The sequence below is a fragment of the Melioribacteraceae bacterium genome (assembly GCA_035362835.1).
In the GTDB taxonomy this organism is placed as follows: domain Bacteria; phylum Bacteroidota; class Ignavibacteria; order Ignavibacteriales; family Melioribacteraceae; genus DSXH01.
Genome location: DAOSDY010000001.1, coordinates 1 through 19,788 on the forward strand (window position 1 = coordinate 1; position 19,788 = coordinate 19,788).

Consider the following 19,788-nt stretch of genomic DNA (forward strand, 5'->3'; position numbering starts at 1 on the left):
GTCTGGACCGTGTCTCAGTTCCAGTGTGGCTGATCATCCTCTCAGACCAGCTACCGATTGTAGCCTTGGTAGGCAATTACCCTACCAACTAGCTAATCGGATGCAAGCTCATCCATAGGCGCTTCAAGAGCTTTAACAACATCATCATGCGATGCCGCTGCATTATACGGTATTATCCCGTCTTTCGACGAGTTATTCCGAACCCATGGGTAGATTACTTACATATTACTCACCCTTGCGCCACTTTACTAAGGATATTGCTACCCCTTTCTCGTAGACTTGCATGTGTTAGGCACGCCGCCAGCGTTCGTCCTGAGCCAGGATCAAACTCTCCGTTGTAAGTTTTGTAAGCTTATGTAATCTCAAAGTTTAACTTCTAAAGAATTTCTTTAGTTACTCACTCTGTCAAAGAACTTTCTTAAATGCGGACGAGAAACTTAATACTTAATTTTTGATTTGTCAAGTATTAATTGATCTTTTAGTTAAAAAGGAACTTCTCGAGGCAATTTTTCAAAGGTTTCTAAAAAACACGGCTTGAAATATAACTACTCGAATTATTAATTCCAAATATTTATAAAATATTTTTTTAAAAAAGTCACTTTTTTACAAATGGAACCAAAATCCCTCTAAAGTGTTAAAAACAAAAGCATTTTGAAAGGGACTAAATATGGAAAAGAACACTAAAAATAATATATCTGTTAATCCGCTATCGGATTTGATTTCCGACGATATCTATTTTCTTCTGGATAAAAAGGGATTGATTAATGAAAAATCTGTGCGCGATCACCTGATAAGAAAGAAATTTGCTGAATTTAAATCCCAGAACTTCTCGGCCAGCGAAGCAATTGAGAAAATAAGGACAGACTACCCTTATCTGCAATTCGACACAATCCGGAAGATTGTCTATCAGCTAAACAAGTAATTCTTCTTGACAAAGGGATAAATGAAAATTATATTACAGACGTATGCTTTCGGAATTAATGATTTCGTAAGCATCGTAAGCCCAGTGTCTCCCCCCAACACTGGGCTTTTTACTTAAAATTTCAGAGGTAATTCGATGGCTAAATTTAAAAAATCTTACCGAGAGAACCCGAAGACAAAAACTTCACCATTCAAAGACTACTGGAACAAATTAAATTTCACTCTGCTTTTTATTAGTATCGGATTACTGGTACTTGGTTATTTTGTAATGTCGATCGGGTCATGGGATAATTCGGCTTCACTCAGCATATCACCGTTAATTTTATTAATAGTTTATGTTATTCTATTTCCGCTTGTTATATTAATTACCAAAAAACCAGAGAAAAAAGAAGAGAATGTTTCTAGCCAGGGTTAAAGGGAATATTGTTTCGACTCAGAAGAACAGATATCTCACGGGTCATAAATTACTACTGACTCATCAGGTTGATTTCAACGGAAAACTTATAGGAAATAAAGATGTAATTTCACTCGATTTAATTGACGCAGGAATTGGAGATACGGTAATAGTTGTTCAGGAGGGAGATGCTGTTCAACAAATACTCGGACACAGCAATTCTCCGGTAAACACGATGATTATTGGAATAGTGGATAATATAGAAGTAAAAGAATAAAGAGCCGTACAAAAATTTGTCATCAGATCAATTAGAAAGAATTTCTTTTCTGAAATTTCTCCTTAGTATTGATGGGATCGGTCCTCAAAAAATCTTCTCGATTCTTTCCAGATTCAACACACTCGAATCATTTCAAAACAGCTCACCGAAGAGTTTATTATCGATCGACGGAATCAGTAAAACACTTTATCAGCGGATTATTTCATCAAAAAAAAATATCAATGAAATAAAAAAAGCTGCAATAGAGGAATTAAGCCGGCTCGAAAAGCTGAATGCCAAAGCAACAACATTCTGGGACGAAGATTATCCGCTAATGTTAAAAGAGATCTATTCCCCACCGATAATAATCTATTCGTTGGGCAGCTTTTCGGCAGAAGATTATAATTCAATAGCAATAGTCGGGACACGCGAGCCCACGTTATACGGGAAAATAGAGGCAGAAAGATTCTCGACGGAACTAGCCGAAAGAAAGGTTACTATTATAAGCGGCCTTGCCCGGGGTATTGATTCAGCAGCTCATAACGGAGCATTAAAATCCGGAGGAAGAACGATTGCTGTAACAGGATCCGGATTAGACATAGTTTATCCACCGGAGAACAAAAAACTTTATCATCAGATTATTGAAAACGGACTAATAATCAGCGAATACCCGCTCGGTACAAAACCGGATGCACAAAATTTTCCCAAAAGGAACCGGATTATTTCCGGATTATCGCTCGGGACATTAATTATTGAGACAAGATTAAACGGCGGGGCAATGCAGACAGCGGCTTACGCACTGGATCAAGGGCGGGAAGTGTTTGCCGTGCCAGGAAATATAAACTCGAAACAGAGTGAAGGCCCCAATCTACTTATTCAGAGAGGCGAGGCAAAACTTACATTCTGCACTGAAGATATTATCGATGAATTAAAAAACCGGCTCAAACTTAAAAATCACGAAAAACCTGCAACGCCGGGAGTAGAGTTGAATCTATTTGAGGATAAAATTTTATCGATCATAAAAAACGAACCGAAACATATTGATGAAATTGCATTAATTACATCAATACCCGTTTCGGACTGCTTAGTTCATCTTTTGATGCTGGAATTTAAAGGCCTGGTTGTTCAATTACCGGGAAAAGTGTTCAGGATCAATTAATTATACTTTTTTAACTTTTGCCATAGCGAACTAAGCCGGTCTTTAAGAGATTTTTCAAATCCTATTTCCGCCGGTCTATAATACTGTTTCCCTTTCAATTCGAGCGGCAGATAATTCTCCTCTAAAAAATGATTTTCAAAATTATGAGGGTAACGATAGTTATTTCCATAGCCGAGATTCTTCATTAAGGAAGTGGGTGCGTTTCTGAGATGCAGAGGAACTGAATAGAGAGGAAGGTTCTTAACATCTTCAAGTGCCTCATCAATCGCTTTATAGGCGGCATTACTTTTGGGAGAAGATGCCAGGTAGGTAGCGCATTGCGAAAGGATAATCCTGGCTTCGGGCATACCGATTTTATCTACAGCATTGAAAGCAGCTTCGGCAATTACAAGTCCATTTGGTGCAGCATTTCCAATATCCTCTGAAGCAAGGATGATCATTCTCCTTGCGATAAAAAGCGGATCTTCACCGCCTTCAAGCATTCGGGCCAGCCAGTAGACCGCTGCATCCGGGTCGGAACCGCGAATACTTTTTATGAATGCGGAGATAAGATTATAATGTTCTTCTCCCCCTTTATCATAAATAATAAATTTCTGCTGAAGTACATTTTCAATAGAGGATTTATTTACAACTATTCTTTCCTGACTGACATGATTAAGAAGTGCAGCTTCAAGAATATTCAGGAGTATTCTTGCATCGCCGCCGGAGACGTAGAAGAGAAAATCGGGATCTTCAATTTCCACATCGAGAGTTTTAAGAAAATCATCATTCTTAACGGCGTAGTTTAAAATTCCTTCCAGATCCTCACGGTTGAGGGTTTCGAGTTTAAATATTCTCAGTCTGGATCTTAGAGCAGGAATTATCTCAAAGGATGGATTTTCTGTAGTAGCGCCAATCAGAATAATTTCACCTTTTTCCACAGAAGAGAGAAGGGCATCCTGCTGAGCTTTGTTATAACGATGGATTTCATCAATAAAAAGAATTGTCTTACGGTTATAAAGAAGATTAGTTTTACCAATTTCGATTACATTTCTAAGTTCTTTAACGCCTGAGGAGACAGCATTAACCTGAAAGAATTCCGCATTAACTGTTTCTGAAATGATTCTTGCGAGAGTAGTTTTTCCGGAACCCGGGGGACCCCAAAGAATAATGGAGCTTAATGAACCATTTTCAATCATTTGTCTTAACGGTTTACCCTTACCAATTAAGTTCTCATGGCCTCGAAATTCAGAAAGGTTTTTAGGACGAATTCTTTCAGCTAGAGGAGTATTCGGTATATCGTTTTTTTTATCCACCAGATTGAAAATTTATTTTTCCTCAATTTTTAACACACGTTCATCCGGAAGCATCATATGGAATCTTTCCCTAGCAACTTTTTCCATTTTTTCTTTTGAATTGATTAAGGAATCGATTTCCGCTTCCAACATTCTGATTTTTTCTTCAGCACTATTTATCTGAAGATCAAGTTCATGTAACTGATTTTTCAGGGACAAATATTTCAGGATACCATTTTCATTAAATACAAGAAATGCAATAACCAAGATTACAACAGAAGAAAGAATCAGCCTTACAATCAATTTATTTGATAGCTTCGCCATTACAGAGCATTCTTAATAATTCTATCAATCAGCTCTTCAAATGAGATTCCGGCTACTGCCGCCATTTTGGGGACCAGACTAAGATTAGTCATACCAGGCAGAGTATTAACCTCAAGGCAATATGATTTATAATCTTTAGTCAATCTGAAATCGACCCTGGCGTAACTTTCGCAGCCGACTGAATTAAAAGCAAGAAGTGCCTGATGCTGAAGATGCTCGGCGACCTTAGGAGGAATAACCGCAGGCACAATATATTCGCTTTTGCCGGAAGTATATTTATGCTCGTAATCGTAGAATCCGTCAACCGGTTTGATCTCCAGTACCGGAAGGGCCTGCTGCCCGAGAATCGCGACTGTAAGTTCACGGCCGGCGATATACTCTTCGACAAGTGCCACCGAAGACAATTCCAGCGCCTTTTTCACCGCCTTTTCAACTTCGATATCTCCCCGGCAGATTGTAAGTCCGATAGTAGAGCCCTGGTCATTAGGTTTAATAACGCAAGGATATCCGAAAAACTTTTTTATTTTTTCGCGAATCAGATGATAGTCATTTTCGTTTCTGTCAACGATAAACCAGCGCGGTGTATTAACATCAAAATGCTGAAACATAATTTTGGACATATATTTATTCATCGCCAGTGCACTTGCAAGCACTTTAGAACCCGTATATTTTAACCCCCTCATTTCGAGTAGAGATTGAAGAGTTCCATCTTCTCCCCATTTACCGTGAATTGCAATGAAGACTATATCAATACCATCCAGAAGCGTTGAGTTAATTGCCTCAAGCTGATTTCTGTTAGAGATTTCGCAGTAATTTCTATCCTCAAAATAGATATACTCTTCTTTCGGCTGGGTTAATCCGTAGGCTGGATCAATTACTTTTACTTTATAACCGAGGTCGTATAAAGCTTTAAGAACAGATTTACCAGAAGATTTGGAGACTTCCCTTTCCGGTGAAGTACCTCCAACAAGCAATGCAACATTAATTTCATTATTCGACATATTATTTCCGTAATTGAATTAAAAGTCCATACGATTTTTTTTATTCAGTTTAATTCCATATTCTTTTTCTGCAACGGAATAGAGTTTCCGGAGTTTGTTTACAGGTATTTTTTTCTCCCCGCCAAGTAATTTACAAACTGCAATAGTATGTGCCGCATGCTCAAGTTTTTCCATCCTGTAATACGCTGACATAATATCGTGACCGAAAGTTACCGCGCCATGATTTTCTAAAAGGAGCGCCCAGACATAATCGATATGAGGCAACATGGACAACGGGACTTCATCGGTGGACGGCGTTCCGTATTTGCATAGAGGAACCTTGCCAAGAGTAAGAATAACCTCAGGCAGAACAGGTTCAGTTAATCCCAGTCCGGAGGATGCAAACGCAGTAGCATAAACCGGATGACAATGTATAACAGAGTTAATATCATCTCTTTTACTATAAGCCAGCAGATGAATTTTCACTTCGGTAGATACTTTCCCCTTACCTTTTAATAACTTTCCGTTATAATCTATCTCCAAAAAATCATCCTGTGCAAGTTCACCCTTACATTTTCCTGATGGAGTAATCAGAATTCTTTTATTACTCAGACGTACGGATAGATTACCGTCGTATGCGGAAACAAATCCCTTCTCGTATACTCTATGGCAAATATCCAAAAGTACTTTTCTCAGGGACATTGTTTTTCAATTTCTTCCATTATTTTCATTGCAGCAAGAGCATCTTCGCCAGGGACAAGCGGCGGTTGATTTTTAATTAAAGATTTTTGAACCGACTTAATCATATAAGAAATTTTATTCGCCCTTTTTCTGAAGGCTTTTTTAGCTTCGCCCTGAAGATCAATTATTAATTTGCCCGATACATTTTTTTTACCGATAAAGTTTTCAATACTTATTACTCCTTTATGACCAAGAATTTCTATTCTGTTAAACGACTTCTTGGCATTATAGGAGACGTTAAAATAGCCGTATCCCCCTTTTTCAAATTTCAGAATAGCAGATGCAAAATCCTCAACTTCGCTTTTATAGACGATATTATCGGTATAACCTTTAACGCCGGATATTTCACCGCCGAATAACCTGATCATATCTATCATATGAGAGCCGAGATCTCTAAGTGCGCCTCCGCCGCTCAGATCTTTTTTAAATCTGAAATTATCACTCGGTGCGAAATCGATATTGAATGAAGCGGAGACAGAAACTATTTTTCCGATCATTCCCTTGTTGACAAGTTCCTTTGCTTTCAAGACCAGCGGATGGAACCGGTGGGTAAAGTTAACCGTAAAGACTACTCCATAAGTTTTGCAGACTTTAATTATCTCTTCAATTTGAGAGGAGTTGATACCGACGGGTTTTTCGCAGATGATATGCTTGCCAGCCTGAGCTGCTTCGACGGCCTGCCGGTAATGATCTACATTAGCACCGGCAATATAGAGCAGATCAAAATCGCCTTTAATAAAGTCACTGAAATTATCCGAAAAATTCTGAGCGCCGAATTTTCCTGCGACCTGTTTAGCCCTTTGAAGATCGTGACTGAACACCGAAACAAGTTTACTCCGCTGGATCAAAGCTAAAGCAGGCAGAACCGATGTTTCAACAAAATGTCCGCATCCGGAAACACCCCATTTAATTCTTCTTGGAATTGCGGATCTGATAATTGATTTACCCGGAGATTTAATTAGCATTTTCAAAGTCCCAATTTTTTCATTAACATTTTTATCGGTTTGGAATTCTGCATAATATAGAAATGAATTGCCGGAACATTCTTATTCAACAATTCTTCCACTTGTTTAAATGTCCACTCAACTCCGATCTCGACCGCATGCTCTGGTTTGGATTTGTCTATTTCCTCAACCAGATCGGAAGGGATATCGATATAAAAGTTCTTAGGTATACTGTGGGCATGCGATCTGGAAGTAATAATTTTCAATCCGGGAATAATCGGGACGGAGATCCCCTCCTTCCTGCAATTATCCACATAATCGAAATACAAATTATTATCATAGAACATCTGGGTTACAATATAAGCAGCACCGGCTTCAATTTTTGCGTGAGTATATTTTATATCAGTTAAAAGGTTGGGGGCCTCGAAATGCTTTTCGGGATAACCGCTGGTTCCGATACAGAAATCCATTGCAAATGCATCGAGCAAACCTTCCTCTAGATATTTGCCTTTATTCAGATCAGAAATTTGCCTGATAAGATCTATGCCATAATTATTAGCGCTTCTTCCGTACTTAAGGGGTTTATTAAATCCGCTTTCGTCACCTCTTATAGCAAGGACATTATCAATTCCGAGGTAATGAATTTCGATAAGAAAATCCTCGGTTTCCTCGCGTGTAAAACCGGAACACAAGACATGAGGCACAGCATCTATATTATATTTATTCTGAATCAGGGCGCATATTCCGAGAGTACCCGGGCGCTTCCTTTTTACTTTCATTTTCATTCCGCCTTCGGTTGTTTCCTCATACATTACTTCCGCGGCATGACTTGTAATATCGATGAAGGGAGGTTTATAGAGAACTATATCGTCCAGTACCGAGAGGAGCTGACGAATATCGCCCCCACGTTTAGGAGGGATTAGTTCAAAACTGATAAGAGTTTGATTTGCTTTATAGAGATGTTCAGTTACTTTCATATTGATTCTTTATGTGTTTGTCAAATTTAACATTTTGTCGCATAAACTTCTTATCAGGAATTACCGGGCATTAATTTAAGCAGATGTCCGGCTTTACTCTTAAATACTTTTTCAGAAAGCGGAATTCTGATATACTCCCCTTTCAGCCACATACCGGTCATATCTTTATAGTGATCGCTCATGAAATATCCGGATTGTCCGGCAGGTAAAATGATCTCCATAAATTCAGGATCACCGAAATCATATATGTAGCGCAAAGATGGGCCGAGAATATTCCGGAACGGTTCCGACCTGTACGGTTTAGAAAAATCTCTCTTCTCTTCATAAAGCTCGGAGAACGAATATTCAGTATTGAACACAGTAGTTCCGTCACCGCCAATTTCATAAGGACCGATATTGATTAGCTGATCAATCAAGCCGGACTGGTTGGCGAAGAGATGTTTCAGATAAACTTTGTGGATTTTACCCCACTGCCACATTGAAATATCCGCACCCAGATTTTTCTCGAGTTCGCTTAATGCATCTACGAGACTCTTTCTTATAATCTGATCTCTCGACTCCACCTGAGGTGTCCGGATATCATCGAAGAAGGAAGATGAATTATCATAAAGGTACTTAAGTATAATTCTATAAGGGATATTTGCGAGGAAAACATATTCTTTCAATAAGTCGCTGCCTAACTCGTCTTCAAAAATATTTTTAATCAAACGGTGGAAGAAGTGGAGGTAAATTGCAGGGACCTGACTTGAAGCAGTGAGTTCAAAATCCCAGTTATCCAGCAGCTCAATCGCGGTCTTCAAATTCCTGTCGTTAATTTTTGCATCTTCGAATGCCTTAAGAATGTAAGGTATAATCTCTCTTGCATAGGGAGAAATAAAATCGAGCTGATATTTTTTAAAATCCTTTACAGAGTGCTGTTTCCCGGAATTTAATAATTCAAATATCCTTTCAATTCTAGAAGAAGGTTCCCAGATATTTGAAATATGATACTTAAAAACGGAGCTGGTCTTATTATTTGCAGTAGCAATAAATTCCTGGGGAGGGTTGAAGAGTTTCGGCATTTCTTCATACGGCACAAATCCTTTCCAATCCGATTGGGAAGTTGAACCGTCATAAACAAGAGAAGGACTTAAACTGCTTCTGAGGGGCAGCCTGGCAGCACAAACATAACCGATATTACCATTAACATCGGCGTAAACAAAATTCTGTCCGGGAACAGTAAAGAATCTGAGAGCGGATTTAAAATCCTCCCAGTTATCAGCTTTACTAAGTGAGATAGCGGCAAACAATTCATCGCTAAATTCTAAACCGGTCCACCGCATGCTCAAAACCGATTTTACTTTTCCTTCTTCGGGGTAGAGCTGATTAAAAGTATGAATATCAGAAACAATAGGCCCGCGGTGAGATTTCCTGATTGTAAATTTATAGTGGAGCGAATCTTTAACTGCGAAGGAGTCCGTGTAGACTGCCAGATCTCTCAATTGATTATCGACGTAATAACGGTTTCCGGTTGAATCCAGTTTCTCTGCATAGAAGTCGCAATCATCCGCCATAACATTCGTCATAGCCCAGGCAATATTCCTGTTTTTCCCGATCACAATTGCCGGAAGGCCGGGGATCGTAAAACCCTCAGCATTCCAATTTTCACTCCTAATTACTGCAAAATACCACTTGCCCGGAAGTGAGAGCGCAAGGTGAGGGTCATTTGCAATAACCGGCTTTTGAGAAACAGACCTTGCACCGCTAACAACCCAGTTATTGGAACCGATATGTGTCCCTACAAAACCGGTAAAGTCCCTGAACATTCTATCCACGTTTATAAAACCCATTGCCGAGGAAGAGACCGAAGGAATATTTTTAGGAATAATGGTTGGAGCATTTTCCGGAAATCCGGGTAGCAATTCCGAAGCTTTTTCCGGGCCGAGTTTATGAATTAGATTTGAAAACAGAATATCGCTCCACCAGCTGATATTTAATTCCCAGCCCATCAGTTTTGCAATCACTAAACTATGTTCAGGTTTCCACGGATACGGATCGTACCCGAGCAGATCAAATTCAACCTGATATTTTCCTTTATTATCCTCAATGAAACTATTCACACCGCGGGAATAAGCTTCAAGAATCTTACGTGAGACGGGATTAATCTTTGACAGACTTTCTTCAACAATCTTATAAATGCCGACAGTTCTGAACATTTTATCGATAGGGACGGTTTTGGAACCGAATACTTCACTTAATCTTCCTTCCCCGGCTCTGCGTGCAAGATCCATTTGAAATAATCTTTCCTGTGCATGAACAAATCCGAGCGTAAACGCTGCATCCTCGTCATTTTCCGCCGAGATCATCGGGATAGCAAATGAATCACGGTACACCTCAACACCCGCGATAAGTCCTTTCGCCGTAATCTCTCCGTCATATTCAGGCAATGATTTTCTCAACATGAAATATGATATCACGAAGAGAAATATCACAATGATAATAAGAGTGCCAGCGATACCGATAAGGACTTTTTTCCAGGATTTCATTTTATCTCAATTGAATTACTTATTTAAAATAATGAAATAATATTTGCTGAATAAAAAAATATTTAATAAATAACCGCACGACTTTAAGAATTGTTTTGAGGAAAAGGAGATGGATCAGTTTCTTACAATCGGGTTATACGGCCTGCTGATAATAATCGTAATTGTAACATGGATTATCTATAAAAGGATAAAGGACACTTCGCAGATTAATTTAAAAGAAGAACTCGAAAGGATAGATAAATCCTTCCGAGATGAGCTTATGAGAAACCGGGATGAATCGTCCAAAACAGGTAAGGCACAGCGCGAGGAACTGAGCAGCGCGATTAAACAATTCGGGGATCAATTATATGATCAGCTTTCTAAACTGATCCAGACCAATGAACAGAAATTCGATAAGCTTCAGAACCGGGTTGAATCGCAGCTCAAAGAGATCCAGGATAATAATTCAAGAAAGCTTGAAGAGATGAGACAGACAGTTGATGAAAAACTTCACAGCACACTTGAAAAGAGGCTGGGCGAATCTTTTAAACTTGTAAGCGAACGTCTCGAAGCTGTTAGAGAAGGCCTTGGAGAAATGAAAAACCTTGCAGTAGGTGTAGGTGATCTGAAAAAAGTCCTAACGAATGTAAAAACCCGCGGTACATGGGGAGAGATACAACTAGAGAACCTGATTGAACAGATACTTACTCCCGATCAGTATTCAAAAAACATAAGCACAAAAAAGAATTCGAATGAGAGAGTAGAATTCGCGATTAAGATGCCGGGAAGAAGCGAGAATAAAGACGGATTGTGCTGGCTGCCAATAGATGCAAAATTCCCGATGGAGGACTATCAGCGTTTATTAGCCGCTCAGGATTCCGCCGAACCGCCTTTAATCGAAGAAGCATCGAAAGCACTGGAAAACAGAATTAAAGCGGAAGCCAAATCAATTAACGAGAAATATATCGACCCTCCGAACACCACGGATGTTGCACTACTATTCCTCCCTGTTGAAGGCCTTTTTGCAGAAGTATTACGCAGACCTGGATTGTTTGAAAAACTGCAAAATGATTTCAAGGTTATACTGACCGGCCCAACAACATTAACCGCCATACTAAACAGTCTTCAGATGGGTTTTAGAACACTTGCAATCGAGAAACGTTCGAGCGAAGTATGGAGCCTGCTCGGAACAGTGAAAACCGAGTTTTCGAAATTCGGCGACGTACTCGATAAAACCCAGGAGAAATTGCGTCAGGCGAGCGATACAATAGACTCGGCAAAGACACGCTCGCGTGCAATTGAAAGAAAACTGAAGGACGTTCAGGAACTCCCGGGCAGTGACGAAACCAAACTGATCGATTAGCGGAAATAATTTTTCGCTAATCTCAATTATTCCAACCGGCTGGCAGGGCACTTTTTACCGACAGATTTCCGCCATTCACCGATTTCTTATTCATCAGGCAGAACCCGGTTAATATCTTTGCGTCAGATTAAACAGGTAAATAAAACTTTGAGGTTAACATGGCATGGCATAAACTAAAATCGAGAGTAATAGTAGGAATTATACTCGTAATAATCGGAGTTCTTTTTCTATTACGTAATTACGACATTGCATTTTTCCCTTTCGAAATGATCACATGGGAATATTTTTTCATCCTATTCGGTCTGCTATTATTTATCCTATCGGACAATAAGACGGCCGGAATTATTTTCCTGGCAATAGGTCTTTTCAATTTAGTACCCCAACTCTGGCCTTTGATCTTTGTGGTTATCGGTCTTTACATAATTCTCAAACGAAAAGGAAGCAGGCCAATGGCGCATTTCAAACATTACCATCGCGACAGTAATATTCCCGATGGTGAAGTAGCAAAAGACTATCTTGAAGATGTAAATGTATTCGGCGGCGGTACAAAAATAATTAATACAGAGAATTTCAAGGGTGGAAATGTAGTTTCAATTTTCGGAGGTTCAGAAATCAACCTGATGGGTTCGAAGCTTGCCGAAGGTGAGAACAGTCTGGAAATGACAGCTATTTTCGGCGGTTCGACACTTATAATACCATCGGACTGGAAAGTTGAGACCGATGTTCTATCGATATTTGGAGGATTCAGCGATAAAAGGAGAAAGGACCCGAACAAGGTTCAGGATCCGAACAGAATACTTGTTATAAAAGGCCTTGCTTTATTCGGCGGCGGAGAAATTAAAAATTAATTCTACGGAGTAATAAAATGAAAAACGACGGAAAAATCTGGATTGGAATAATTCTTATTGCTGTGGGCGCTCTTCTGGTTGCAGATAATTTTTTCTATTTCGATTTCAGTGTCCACCATTTGATTTTTTCTTGGCATACAATATTCCTGATTATTGGGCTTGTAATTCTGAACAACTCTAAAAACAGTGTTGTGGGAATTGTTTTCGTTGTACTGGGATTGTTCGGGATACTGGGATACATCTCACCATTCGATATAAGATTTTCGCTCAGAGATTACTGGCCGATAATCCTGATTATTGTAGGATTTTTTATTCTGTTCAGAAGACGGGAGCCGAATATATTAACGAATCCGGAGGGCAGCAAACAGGAATTTCAGACTTCAACAGCCAGCATTCTTGATGAATCGTCGATATTCAACAGCACAAACAGAATAATAGACTCTGATAATTTCAGAGGGGGCAAAGCAACAACAATATTCGGTTCAACAAAACTCGATCTCACAAGGGCTTCCCTATCCCCCGGAGAAAACACGCTTGAGATAACATGCCTGTTCGGCGGGTGCGATATTTCAATACCTAAAACCTGGAAAGTGATTCTAAACGTTTCGGCTATCTTCGGAGGTTTTGAAGACAAAAGATTCCTGGCAATGAGCGATGCAAAAACAGAAGGCGTACTGATTATAAAAGGGACCGTCATATTCGGCGGCGGTGAAATTACAAGCTATTAGAACTGGACAGAAATGGGAAATCCGTTTATAAAGAACATAAAGATTTTTGCTATCTACCTGATGATATGGGTCTTCATCAGCCTGATACACAATGTAGTTGTAATCTTCCTTCTTAATGTAAAACTGGAACAGGCCCTGGTCGAAAGCATTATCTATAATACTCTCTACTTTCTGCTCGGCATCAGTCTTTGGTATACGGTAAGTTATAACACGCTTGAAAATTATACTCCTGTAAAAATATTCGTAAACCATTCGGCAGCCGCAATTATTACGTCCGCCGTGTGGGCATTGTCAGGTTATTATATTCTCGTTAATATTTTTAATGACAATCAGGAGTACAAGACATTTCTTTTGAACTCTGGTATATGGCGGTTTATAATCGGAATCTTCTTTTACCTGATTATTGTGGCCGTGGATTATGTGATAATCTACTACAATAATTTTCAGCAGAAACTTTTCCGTGAATCAGAGCTGAATACTCTTGTTAAGGAAGCGGAATTAAAATCGTTGAAATACCAGATTAATCCGCACTTCATTTTCAACAGTCTAAATTCTATCAGTTCGCTCACACTAAGCGATCCGGTTAAGGCCAGGGAAATGACAATCAAGCTATCGTCATTTCTAAGAAGCACCTTATCGAAGAATGAGAAGCAGAAAAGTAAACTGACAGATGAGATTTCGAATGCAAAGCTCTACCTGGACATTGAGAAAGTCCGGTTTGCCGACAAAGTTGAATTTGTAGAGGAACTTAATCCGGAATGCAAAGACCTTGAAATACCGAGCATGATACTACAGCCGCTATTTGAAAACGCAATAAAGCACGGGGTATACGAAAGTCTCGAAAAAGTAATTATCAGGTTGCATTGCAGACCCGAAAAAGAATATCTTAAATTAATTGTTGAGAATAATTTTGATCCAGAAGCTATTCCACGTAAAGGCGAAGGGATAGGGATCAAGAATATTCAGAACAGGTTAAAGCTGATCTACAATCAGGATAACCTGGTAACAATTGAAAAACTTAACGGTTTATTCAGAGTTAATATTTACATACCGGTTAAAAATGAAAAACAGAATTAAAACACTGATAGTTGACGATGAGAAATTAGCGAGAGACATCGTAAAAAATTATCTCCGGAATTATCCTCATATTGATCTTGCGGGAGAATGTTCAAACGGTTTCGATGCGCTCAAAATGATAGGCGAGCTTTCGCCCGACCTGGTATTCCTGGATATACAGATGCCAAAGCTGACCGGGTTCGAGATGCTGGAAGTACTGGAGAATCCACCGGTAATAATTTTTACGACCGCATATGATCAATACGCTTTGAAAGCATTTGAAGTAAATGCAACCGATTACCTGATGAAACCCTTTTCGGAAGAGAGGTTTGCCGAGGCAATTCAGAGAGCTGAAAACCAGATCAAAAATAAATCAGAATCCGATAAGAAAATCTCCGACCTGTTAAAACATATCGGCAGAAAAGATGAGCACCTGGAAAGAATTGTCGTAAAGAACGGTCCGAAGATCACAATCCTCCCTGTCGACAGTGTAAAATATCTTGAAGCGCAGGACGATTATGTAATGATCTATACTGCCGGCGGAAATTTTCTAAAACAAAAAACAATGAAATACTTTGAAGAAAACCTGAATCCAGCCGAGTTCATACGAATTCACAGATCCTATATTGTAAAAACGACCGAGATTCAGCAGATAGAATTATTCGAAAAGGAGACTTACTTTGTATTACTAAAGGATGGTAAGAAGCTCCCTGTAAGCAAATCAGGTTACAGTGAATTGAAACAGATACTCGACAAATAAAAATGAGAAAGAGGGGGAAGATATTACCTCCGACCTATTTTTTAAGCGGAATTGTTTTAACACTACTAATTCATTTCCTGATCCCATTCATACAAATAATTGAATACCCGTTTAATCTTTTAGGCTTAATACCATTAATTATAAGCGGGATATTGAATATTGCCGCGGATAACGCACTCAAAAAATTCAACACAACAGTAAAACCTTTTGAAGCATCAACTGCTCTTGTAACAACCGGGGTTTATAGGATTAGCCGGAATCCGATGTATTTGGGGATGTTTCTTTTCATTCTGGGTGAATCAATAATTCTTGGATCGATCGGCTCATTTGTTATACCAATCTTGTTTATAATTGTAATAAATAAAAGATTTATATCAACTGAAGAAAAAATGCTTGCTTCTGAATTCAGAGAAAAATATTTGAGTTATTGTAAAGTAGTAAGACGGTGGATTTAAAAACCTGAAATCTTCCGTAAAGAATCTAATAACTGCATTCGTTGAAGTTTAGCTCACCTATCTTTATATTTGGTTACGAAAAGAACGGAATCCTCAATGAAAATTGACAAAGACCTTCAGTCGGTTCAGGAGGCAAGGGACCTTGCCGCAGCCGCAAAAGAAGCCCAACTGGAATTCAAACACTTCAGTCAGGATCAGGTTGACAAAGTTGTAAAAGCGATGGCCGATGCCGGATTCAAAGAAGCCGAGCGTCTGGCAAAGATGGCACACGAAGAGACCGGATTCGGTAAATGGCAGGATAAGGTTACCAAAAACCAGTTCGGGACAAAGGATGTCTGGGAATCGATAAAGGAACTTAAAACTGTAGGCGTAATTGATGTTCAGAAGAACGGCAAGATATTAAAGATTGCAGAGCCGATGGGAGTAGTAGCGGCTTTAATACCTTCAACCAATCCGACATCAACGGCCATGTTTAAGGCAATAATATCATTGAAATGCAGAAACGGAATGGTAGCCAGCCCGCATCCAAAGTCAGTCAATTGTACTTCGGAAGCCTTAAGAATTCTAGCGGAAGCCGCAGAGAAAGCAGGCGCCCCGAAAGGTTTAATCCAATGTATGACGATTCCTACTTTAGAAGGGACCGATGCATTAATGAAGGATAAAAACATAGCAGTTATTTTGGCTACGGGAAGTACTCCGATGGTTCGGGCCGCATACAGTTCCGGCAAACCGGCTTACGGAGTAGGGCCGGGCAATGTACCGGCGTTCATCGAAAGAACTGCCAATTTTCAAAAAGCAGTTGCCGATATTGTATACGGCACAACATTCGATAACGGCGTACTCTGTTCATCCGAACAGGCAATGATTGTTGACAGACCCCTGAGAGAAAAAGTTATAGAAGAAGCAAAGAGAATCGGATGCTATTTCGTAAATGAGGAAGAGAAAAAGAAACTTGAGAACACGGTTGCAAAGGGAGCCAGACTGAATGCAGATATAGTAGGCAAATCTGCGGTATGGATTGCCAATTACGCAGGATTCTCCGTACCTCCAACAACTACAGTTCTGGTAGCAGAGTGTTCATCGGTCGGGAAACAGGAACCATTGTCGATAGAGAAATTATCGCCGATGCTCGCGTTCTACACAGTTGACGGATGGCTTGAAGGATGCCACAGATGCATCGAGCTGCTTGAATTTGGAGGAGTAGGCCATACGCTCGTTATTCATTCGAATGACAAGGAAGTAATAATGAAATTTGCGCTGGAAAAACCGGCATTCAGAATAGTAGTGAATACTCCTTCTTCAGTTGGCGCGGTCGGATATACAACAGCATTAACGCCTTCAATGACTTTAGGCCCGGGCACATGGGGCGGATCAATAGTATCGGAGAATGTTTCTGCAAAACACCTGATGAATATTAAAACCCTGGCATTCGAAGTTCGTCCGGTTAATTCCGGTGCATCGGTATCATCGTTCGATCTGCCAGCCTCACTAAGTACATCCGGTGCAACATCCGAAGGTAATTTTACAAAACAGATTGAAGAGAGGTTAAGAGCCCGTGCGGGCAACCCGGCATCAAATCCGCTCGGTGATATAAGCAGAAAATCAAACAGTCCGGCTAAAGATACAATGCTTGGAGCCGGGATAAGTGAGGCGGAAATTCAGAAGATTATAAAAGAATTTAATAAATAACTTAGCGGTTTAGTGAATTTTTAGTGTCTTACTATTGTTTTCAAAGTGTGATAATTATCATTTCTTATTGATCTTTAAGTCTATATTTTTTACCGTAATTCTTATTTGAGTATATGAAAAATTCGAATTTTCAAAACTGGTCGATCGAAAAAGGCGATTATAAAAGGGATGAAACGTCTACCTGGACGTTTCAGAAAAAAATAATCAGAAAGAGAAGAATTAAAAAAACTGCTTTGATAATTCTTTATACTATTTCTATTTCTGTGATTTCATATATGATCTTCTCTTAATCTCCGGAGTAGCGGTCCAATCTGAATTTTTCACCGAGGTACATTTTTCTGACATCGGAATCCTCGGCAAGATCTTTTGCTGTACCTTCCTTAAATATCTGCCCGTTAATCAAAATGTAAGCCCGGTCGACGATACTGAGTGTTTCATGAACATTATGGTCGGTTATAAGAATTCCAATATTCTTATTCTTAAGGTTGGCGACGATATTCATAATATCTTCAACGGCAATGGGATCGACACCGGCAAACGGTTCATCGAGGAGAATAAATCTCGGTTCAGTAGCAAGAGCGCGTGCTATTTCAGTACGCCTTCTTTCACCGCCGCTCAGTTGGTATCCCATGCTTTTACGAACGTGACCAATACCGAGTTCGTCAAGCAATTTCTCCTGTCTTTCTTTTCTCTCCTTATCGCTGAGCTTCATCATCTGAAGGATTGCCATAATGTTATCTTCAACGCTTAGTCTGCGGAATACGGAAGCTTCCTGAGGAAGGTAACCGACACCCATTTTTGCTCTTTTATACATCGGTTCAGTAGTAATCTCATTTTCATTCAGGAAGACACGTCCTTCAAGAGGTTTTATCATTCCAACAATCATATAAAAAGTTGTTGTTTTTCCGGCACCGTTGGGACCCAGCAATCCAACAACCTCACCCTGCTCAACCGAAACAGAGACCCGGTTAACAACAGCACGTTTTTTATAAACTTTCTTCAGGTTCTCGCCACGCAGAATAAATTTACTTTCCGGATTCATTTAGATCTTCCATTTTTGAATAAATCATTTTTTTACGATTACCTAAAACTGAATTCTGGTCGGGTCTGTTTTCATAAATAATAAACGAAGGGATCGTAAACTCCTTCTCTTTTCCAAGGATTAAATTTTCAGGATGATATTCGGTTGCCGGATTACCGTAAAACTTTACGTCGGATACCTCATTATCCTGAAAATATATAACCGTTCTTTCTGAACTCGACTTAAGAAGCCCATTAGGTTCACCTTCTTCAAATAGATAGTAGATACTGAGAACATTACCCGAAGCTTCGGTTTTCTGAAGCCCTTCTTTGCCAAACGACATTTTTATTTCCCGGCCGGATAACTGATCATATTTTAAGATATAATTCTGATTTGTTGAAATAATTGAGGCGTTAGAATTCAGAAGCAGTTCTTTCATACGGTTCTCTTCAAGGAAAATATTAATCGTATCACCAAGCAACTGCGTATTCTCGTTCCAGATAACAGGGGGAGTGGATTTTTCGGGCGGCCGTTGAGTAAACAGGTGGTCGGCCTCCTGATAGAAAACCGTAAAATCATTTACCGAAGCGAAACCGCTTCTGGCAATCCTAACAGAATCCGTTGCCACAAGCCGTTTAACAGAATCGTCGAACGCCTCCATCAGTCTGGAGGAGATAACGAGTGTATCAGGCTCACCGTTCGAGGTTGTATCAATTTTTACAAGAATAGGGTTATCAGATATTTTTGAATACTTCAGCTGCTTGTAATCCTCAAGATTATCGGCAAATATGGCAAGGCGATTCTTTGGATCATAAATCAAGATATTGTTATATGCAAACGTGATTTTGGTATTTCTGTAATGAACCAGACTATCGGCAAAGAGAACAGATGTGGAATCCTGAACTTTCACTCTACCTGCAGCGACTGCTTTATCCTCATCATTAAAATAAGTAAGCCGATCAGAATCCATCCGGGAGACAGGGTCTTCCAGACGTACCCTGTTAATAAACTTAGCCCGCTTTTCATCAAAATAATAATAACCTGTATCAGCATTCAGGTTAACGTGCCCGTCGAATAGTGATACTCCCGAATTAGAATATGCTATTTTAGAATCGCCGTAATAAAAACCCGATGCAGTATTAATAATAACACTATCCTGAGTAACGACAACATTTCCGATCAGTTCCGCCTCATTACGGGCCAGGTATTGTATCGCTTTACTGCAGGTAATACGGACATCACCCTGTGTTATTACTACATTACCGATTACTTCCCTTATACTTTCCCCGTTAACCATCTTACCGACTAAAGTTTCGCCGTTAACAATCATATTTTCCCTCGCCTGAGCGAAGAGAGCCGGGGAGACAAAAAGAATGGACAATATTAAAATTCTA

General features: G+C 39.6%; 21 protein-coding genes and 1 rRNA gene. 12 read left to right on the forward strand and 10 right to left on the reverse strand.

The genetic code is table 11. From position 1 onward, the window contains the following. A 16S ribosomal RNA gene (locus PLZ15_00005) occupies nucleotides 1-339 on the reverse strand; the annotation flags it as partial. A gap of 328 nt (nucleotides 340-667) precedes the next feature. Between PLZ15_00005 and PLZ15_00010 the strand changes: the two genes are divergently transcribed. From PLZ15_00010 to dprA, 4 genes are all read left to right on the forward strand, one after another. Beyond that, nucleotides 668-922 carry a hypothetical protein gene (locus PLZ15_00010; protein HOI28109.1) on the forward strand — a complete coding sequence of 85 codons (255 nt, stop codon included), beginning with the start codon at nucleotides 668-670 and terminating at the stop codon, nucleotides 920-922. A gap of 135 nt (nucleotides 923-1,057) precedes the next feature. After that, nucleotides 1,058-1,336 carry a hypothetical protein gene (locus PLZ15_00015; GenBank protein HOI28110.1) on the forward strand — a complete coding sequence of 93 codons (279 nt, stop codon included), beginning with the start codon at nucleotides 1,058-1,060 and terminating at the stop codon, nucleotides 1,334-1,336. Continuing rightward, on the forward strand, nucleotides 1,317-1,592 hold the full coding sequence (locus tag PLZ15_00020; protein HOI28111.1) for a EutN/CcmL family microcompartment protein: 276 nt from the start codon (nucleotides 1,317-1,319) through the stop codon (nucleotides 1,590-1,592). Before PLZ15_00015 ends, PLZ15_00020 begins: the two co-directional genes overlap by 20 nt. Before the next feature lie 16 nt (nucleotides 1,593-1,608). Then, nucleotides 1,609-2,730 (forward strand): DNA-processing protein DprA, encoded by a 1,122-nt coding sequence (gene dprA / locus PLZ15_00025; GenBank protein HOI28112.1) that lies wholly within the window; start codon nucleotides 1,609-1,611, stop codon nucleotides 2,728-2,730. On the opposite strand, the gene PLZ15_00030 is transcribed toward dprA, so the two are convergent. The 7 genes from PLZ15_00030 to PLZ15_00060 are packed head-to-tail and all read right to left on the reverse strand — an operon-like array spanning nucleotide 2,727 to nucleotide 10,495. Beyond that, on the reverse strand, nucleotides 2,727-4,025 hold the full coding sequence (locus PLZ15_00030) for a replication-associated recombination protein A (protein HOI28113.1): 1,299 nt from the start codon (nucleotides 4,023-4,025) through the stop codon (nucleotides 2,727-2,729). The genes dprA and PLZ15_00030 overlap by 4 nt on opposite strands. 12 nt (nucleotides 4,026-4,037) lie before the next feature. Further along, nucleotides 4,038-4,328: a septum formation initiator family protein gene (locus PLZ15_00035; GenBank protein ID HOI28114.1), complete on the reverse strand. Its 291-nt coding sequence runs from the start codon at nucleotides 4,326-4,328 to the stop codon at nucleotides 4,038-4,040. Further along, entirely contained in the window at nucleotides 4,328-5,329 is a 1,002-nt protein-coding gene (locus PLZ15_00040) for a D-alanine--D-alanine ligase (GenBank protein HOI28115.1), read from the reverse strand. Before PLZ15_00040 ends, PLZ15_00035 begins: the two co-directional genes overlap by 1 nt. Nucleotides 5,330-5,347: 18 nt before the next feature. Further along, nucleotides 5,348-6,010 carry a class II aldolase/adducin family protein gene (locus PLZ15_00045; protein HOI28116.1) on the reverse strand — a complete coding sequence of 221 codons (663 nt, stop codon included), beginning with the start codon at nucleotides 6,008-6,010 and terminating at the stop codon, nucleotides 5,348-5,350. Further along, nucleotides 6,001-7,014 carry a Gfo/Idh/MocA family oxidoreductase gene (locus PLZ15_00050; protein HOI28117.1) on the reverse strand — a complete coding sequence of 338 codons (1,014 nt, stop codon included), beginning with the start codon at nucleotides 7,012-7,014 and terminating at the stop codon, nucleotides 6,001-6,003. The genes PLZ15_00045 and PLZ15_00050 overlap by 10 nt, the downstream gene beginning before the upstream one ends. A 2-nt stretch (nucleotides 7,015-7,016) precedes the next feature. Beyond that, nucleotides 7,017-7,970: a methylenetetrahydrofolate reductase gene (locus tag PLZ15_00055; GenBank protein ID HOI28118.1), complete on the reverse strand. Its 954-nt coding sequence runs from the start codon at nucleotides 7,968-7,970 to the stop codon at nucleotides 7,017-7,019. Nucleotides 7,971-8,023: 53 nt separating this feature from the next. After that, nucleotides 8,024-10,495: a penicillin acylase family protein gene (locus PLZ15_00060; protein ID HOI28119.1), complete on the reverse strand. Its 2,472-nt coding sequence runs from the start codon at nucleotides 10,493-10,495 to the stop codon at nucleotides 8,024-8,026. Nucleotides 10,496-10,604: 109 nt separating this feature from the next. Between PLZ15_00060 and rmuC the strand changes: the two genes are divergently transcribed. The 8 genes from rmuC (at nucleotide 10,605) to PLZ15_00100 (ending at nucleotide 17,663) form a co-directional block, all read left to right on the forward strand. After that, nucleotides 10,605-11,837: a DNA recombination protein RmuC gene (gene rmuC / locus PLZ15_00065; GenBank protein HOI28120.1), complete on the forward strand. Its 1,233-nt coding sequence runs from the start codon at nucleotides 10,605-10,607 to the stop codon at nucleotides 11,835-11,837. Nucleotides 11,838-11,995: 158 nt separating this feature from the next. Then, on the forward strand, nucleotides 11,996-12,685 hold the full coding sequence (locus PLZ15_00070) for a LiaF-related protein (protein HOI28121.1): 690 nt from the start codon (nucleotides 11,996-11,998) through the stop codon (nucleotides 12,683-12,685). A 17-nt stretch (nucleotides 12,686-12,702) separates the two neighbouring features. After that, nucleotides 12,703-13,413: a DUF5668 domain-containing protein gene (locus PLZ15_00075; protein HOI28122.1), complete on the forward strand. Its 711-nt coding sequence runs from the start codon at nucleotides 12,703-12,705 to the stop codon at nucleotides 13,411-13,413. Nucleotides 13,414-13,425: 12 nt separating this feature from the next. Continuing rightward, nucleotides 13,426-14,490, forward strand: a complete 1,065-nt coding sequence (locus tag PLZ15_00080) for a histidine kinase (protein ID HOI28123.1) — start codon at nucleotides 13,426-13,428, stop codon at nucleotides 14,488-14,490. Beyond that, nucleotides 14,474-15,229 carry a LytTR family transcriptional regulator DNA-binding domain-containing protein gene (locus PLZ15_00085; protein HOI28124.1) on the forward strand — a complete coding sequence of 252 codons (756 nt, stop codon included), beginning with the start codon at nucleotides 14,474-14,476 and terminating at the stop codon, nucleotides 15,227-15,229. The genes PLZ15_00080 and PLZ15_00085 overlap by 17 nt, the downstream gene beginning before the upstream one ends. Nucleotides 15,230-15,231: 2 nt before the next feature. Beyond that, nucleotides 15,232-15,684, forward strand: a complete 453-nt coding sequence (locus PLZ15_00090; GenBank protein HOI28125.1) for an isoprenylcysteine carboxylmethyltransferase family protein — start codon at nucleotides 15,232-15,234, stop codon at nucleotides 15,682-15,684. 96 nt (nucleotides 15,685-15,780) lie between these two features. Next, a complete protein-coding gene (locus PLZ15_00095; protein ID HOI28126.1) occupies nucleotides 15,781-17,373 on the forward strand; it encodes an aldehyde dehydrogenase family protein in 1,593 nt (530 codons plus the stop codon). Between the two features lie 113 nt (nucleotides 17,374-17,486). Beyond that, entirely contained in the window at nucleotides 17,487-17,663 is a 177-nt protein-coding gene (locus tag PLZ15_00100) for a hypothetical protein (protein HOI28127.1), read from the forward strand. Here the strand turns inward: PLZ15_00100 and lptB are convergent. After that, on the reverse strand, nucleotides 17,660-18,415 hold the full coding sequence (gene lptB, locus PLZ15_00105) for an LPS export ABC transporter ATP-binding protein (protein ID HOI28128.1): 756 nt from the start codon (nucleotides 18,413-18,415) through the stop codon (nucleotides 17,660-17,662). The two genes, PLZ15_00100 and lptB, sit on opposite strands and share 4 nt — an antisense overlap. Then, nucleotides 18,399-19,775, reverse strand: coding sequence for an OstA-like protein (locus PLZ15_00110; protein ID HOI28129.1), 1,377 nt, complete (start codon nucleotides 19,773-19,775; stop codon nucleotides 18,399-18,401). Before PLZ15_00110 ends, lptB begins: the two co-directional genes overlap by 17 nt. Between the last annotated feature and the right edge of the window lie 13 nt (nucleotides 19,776-19,788).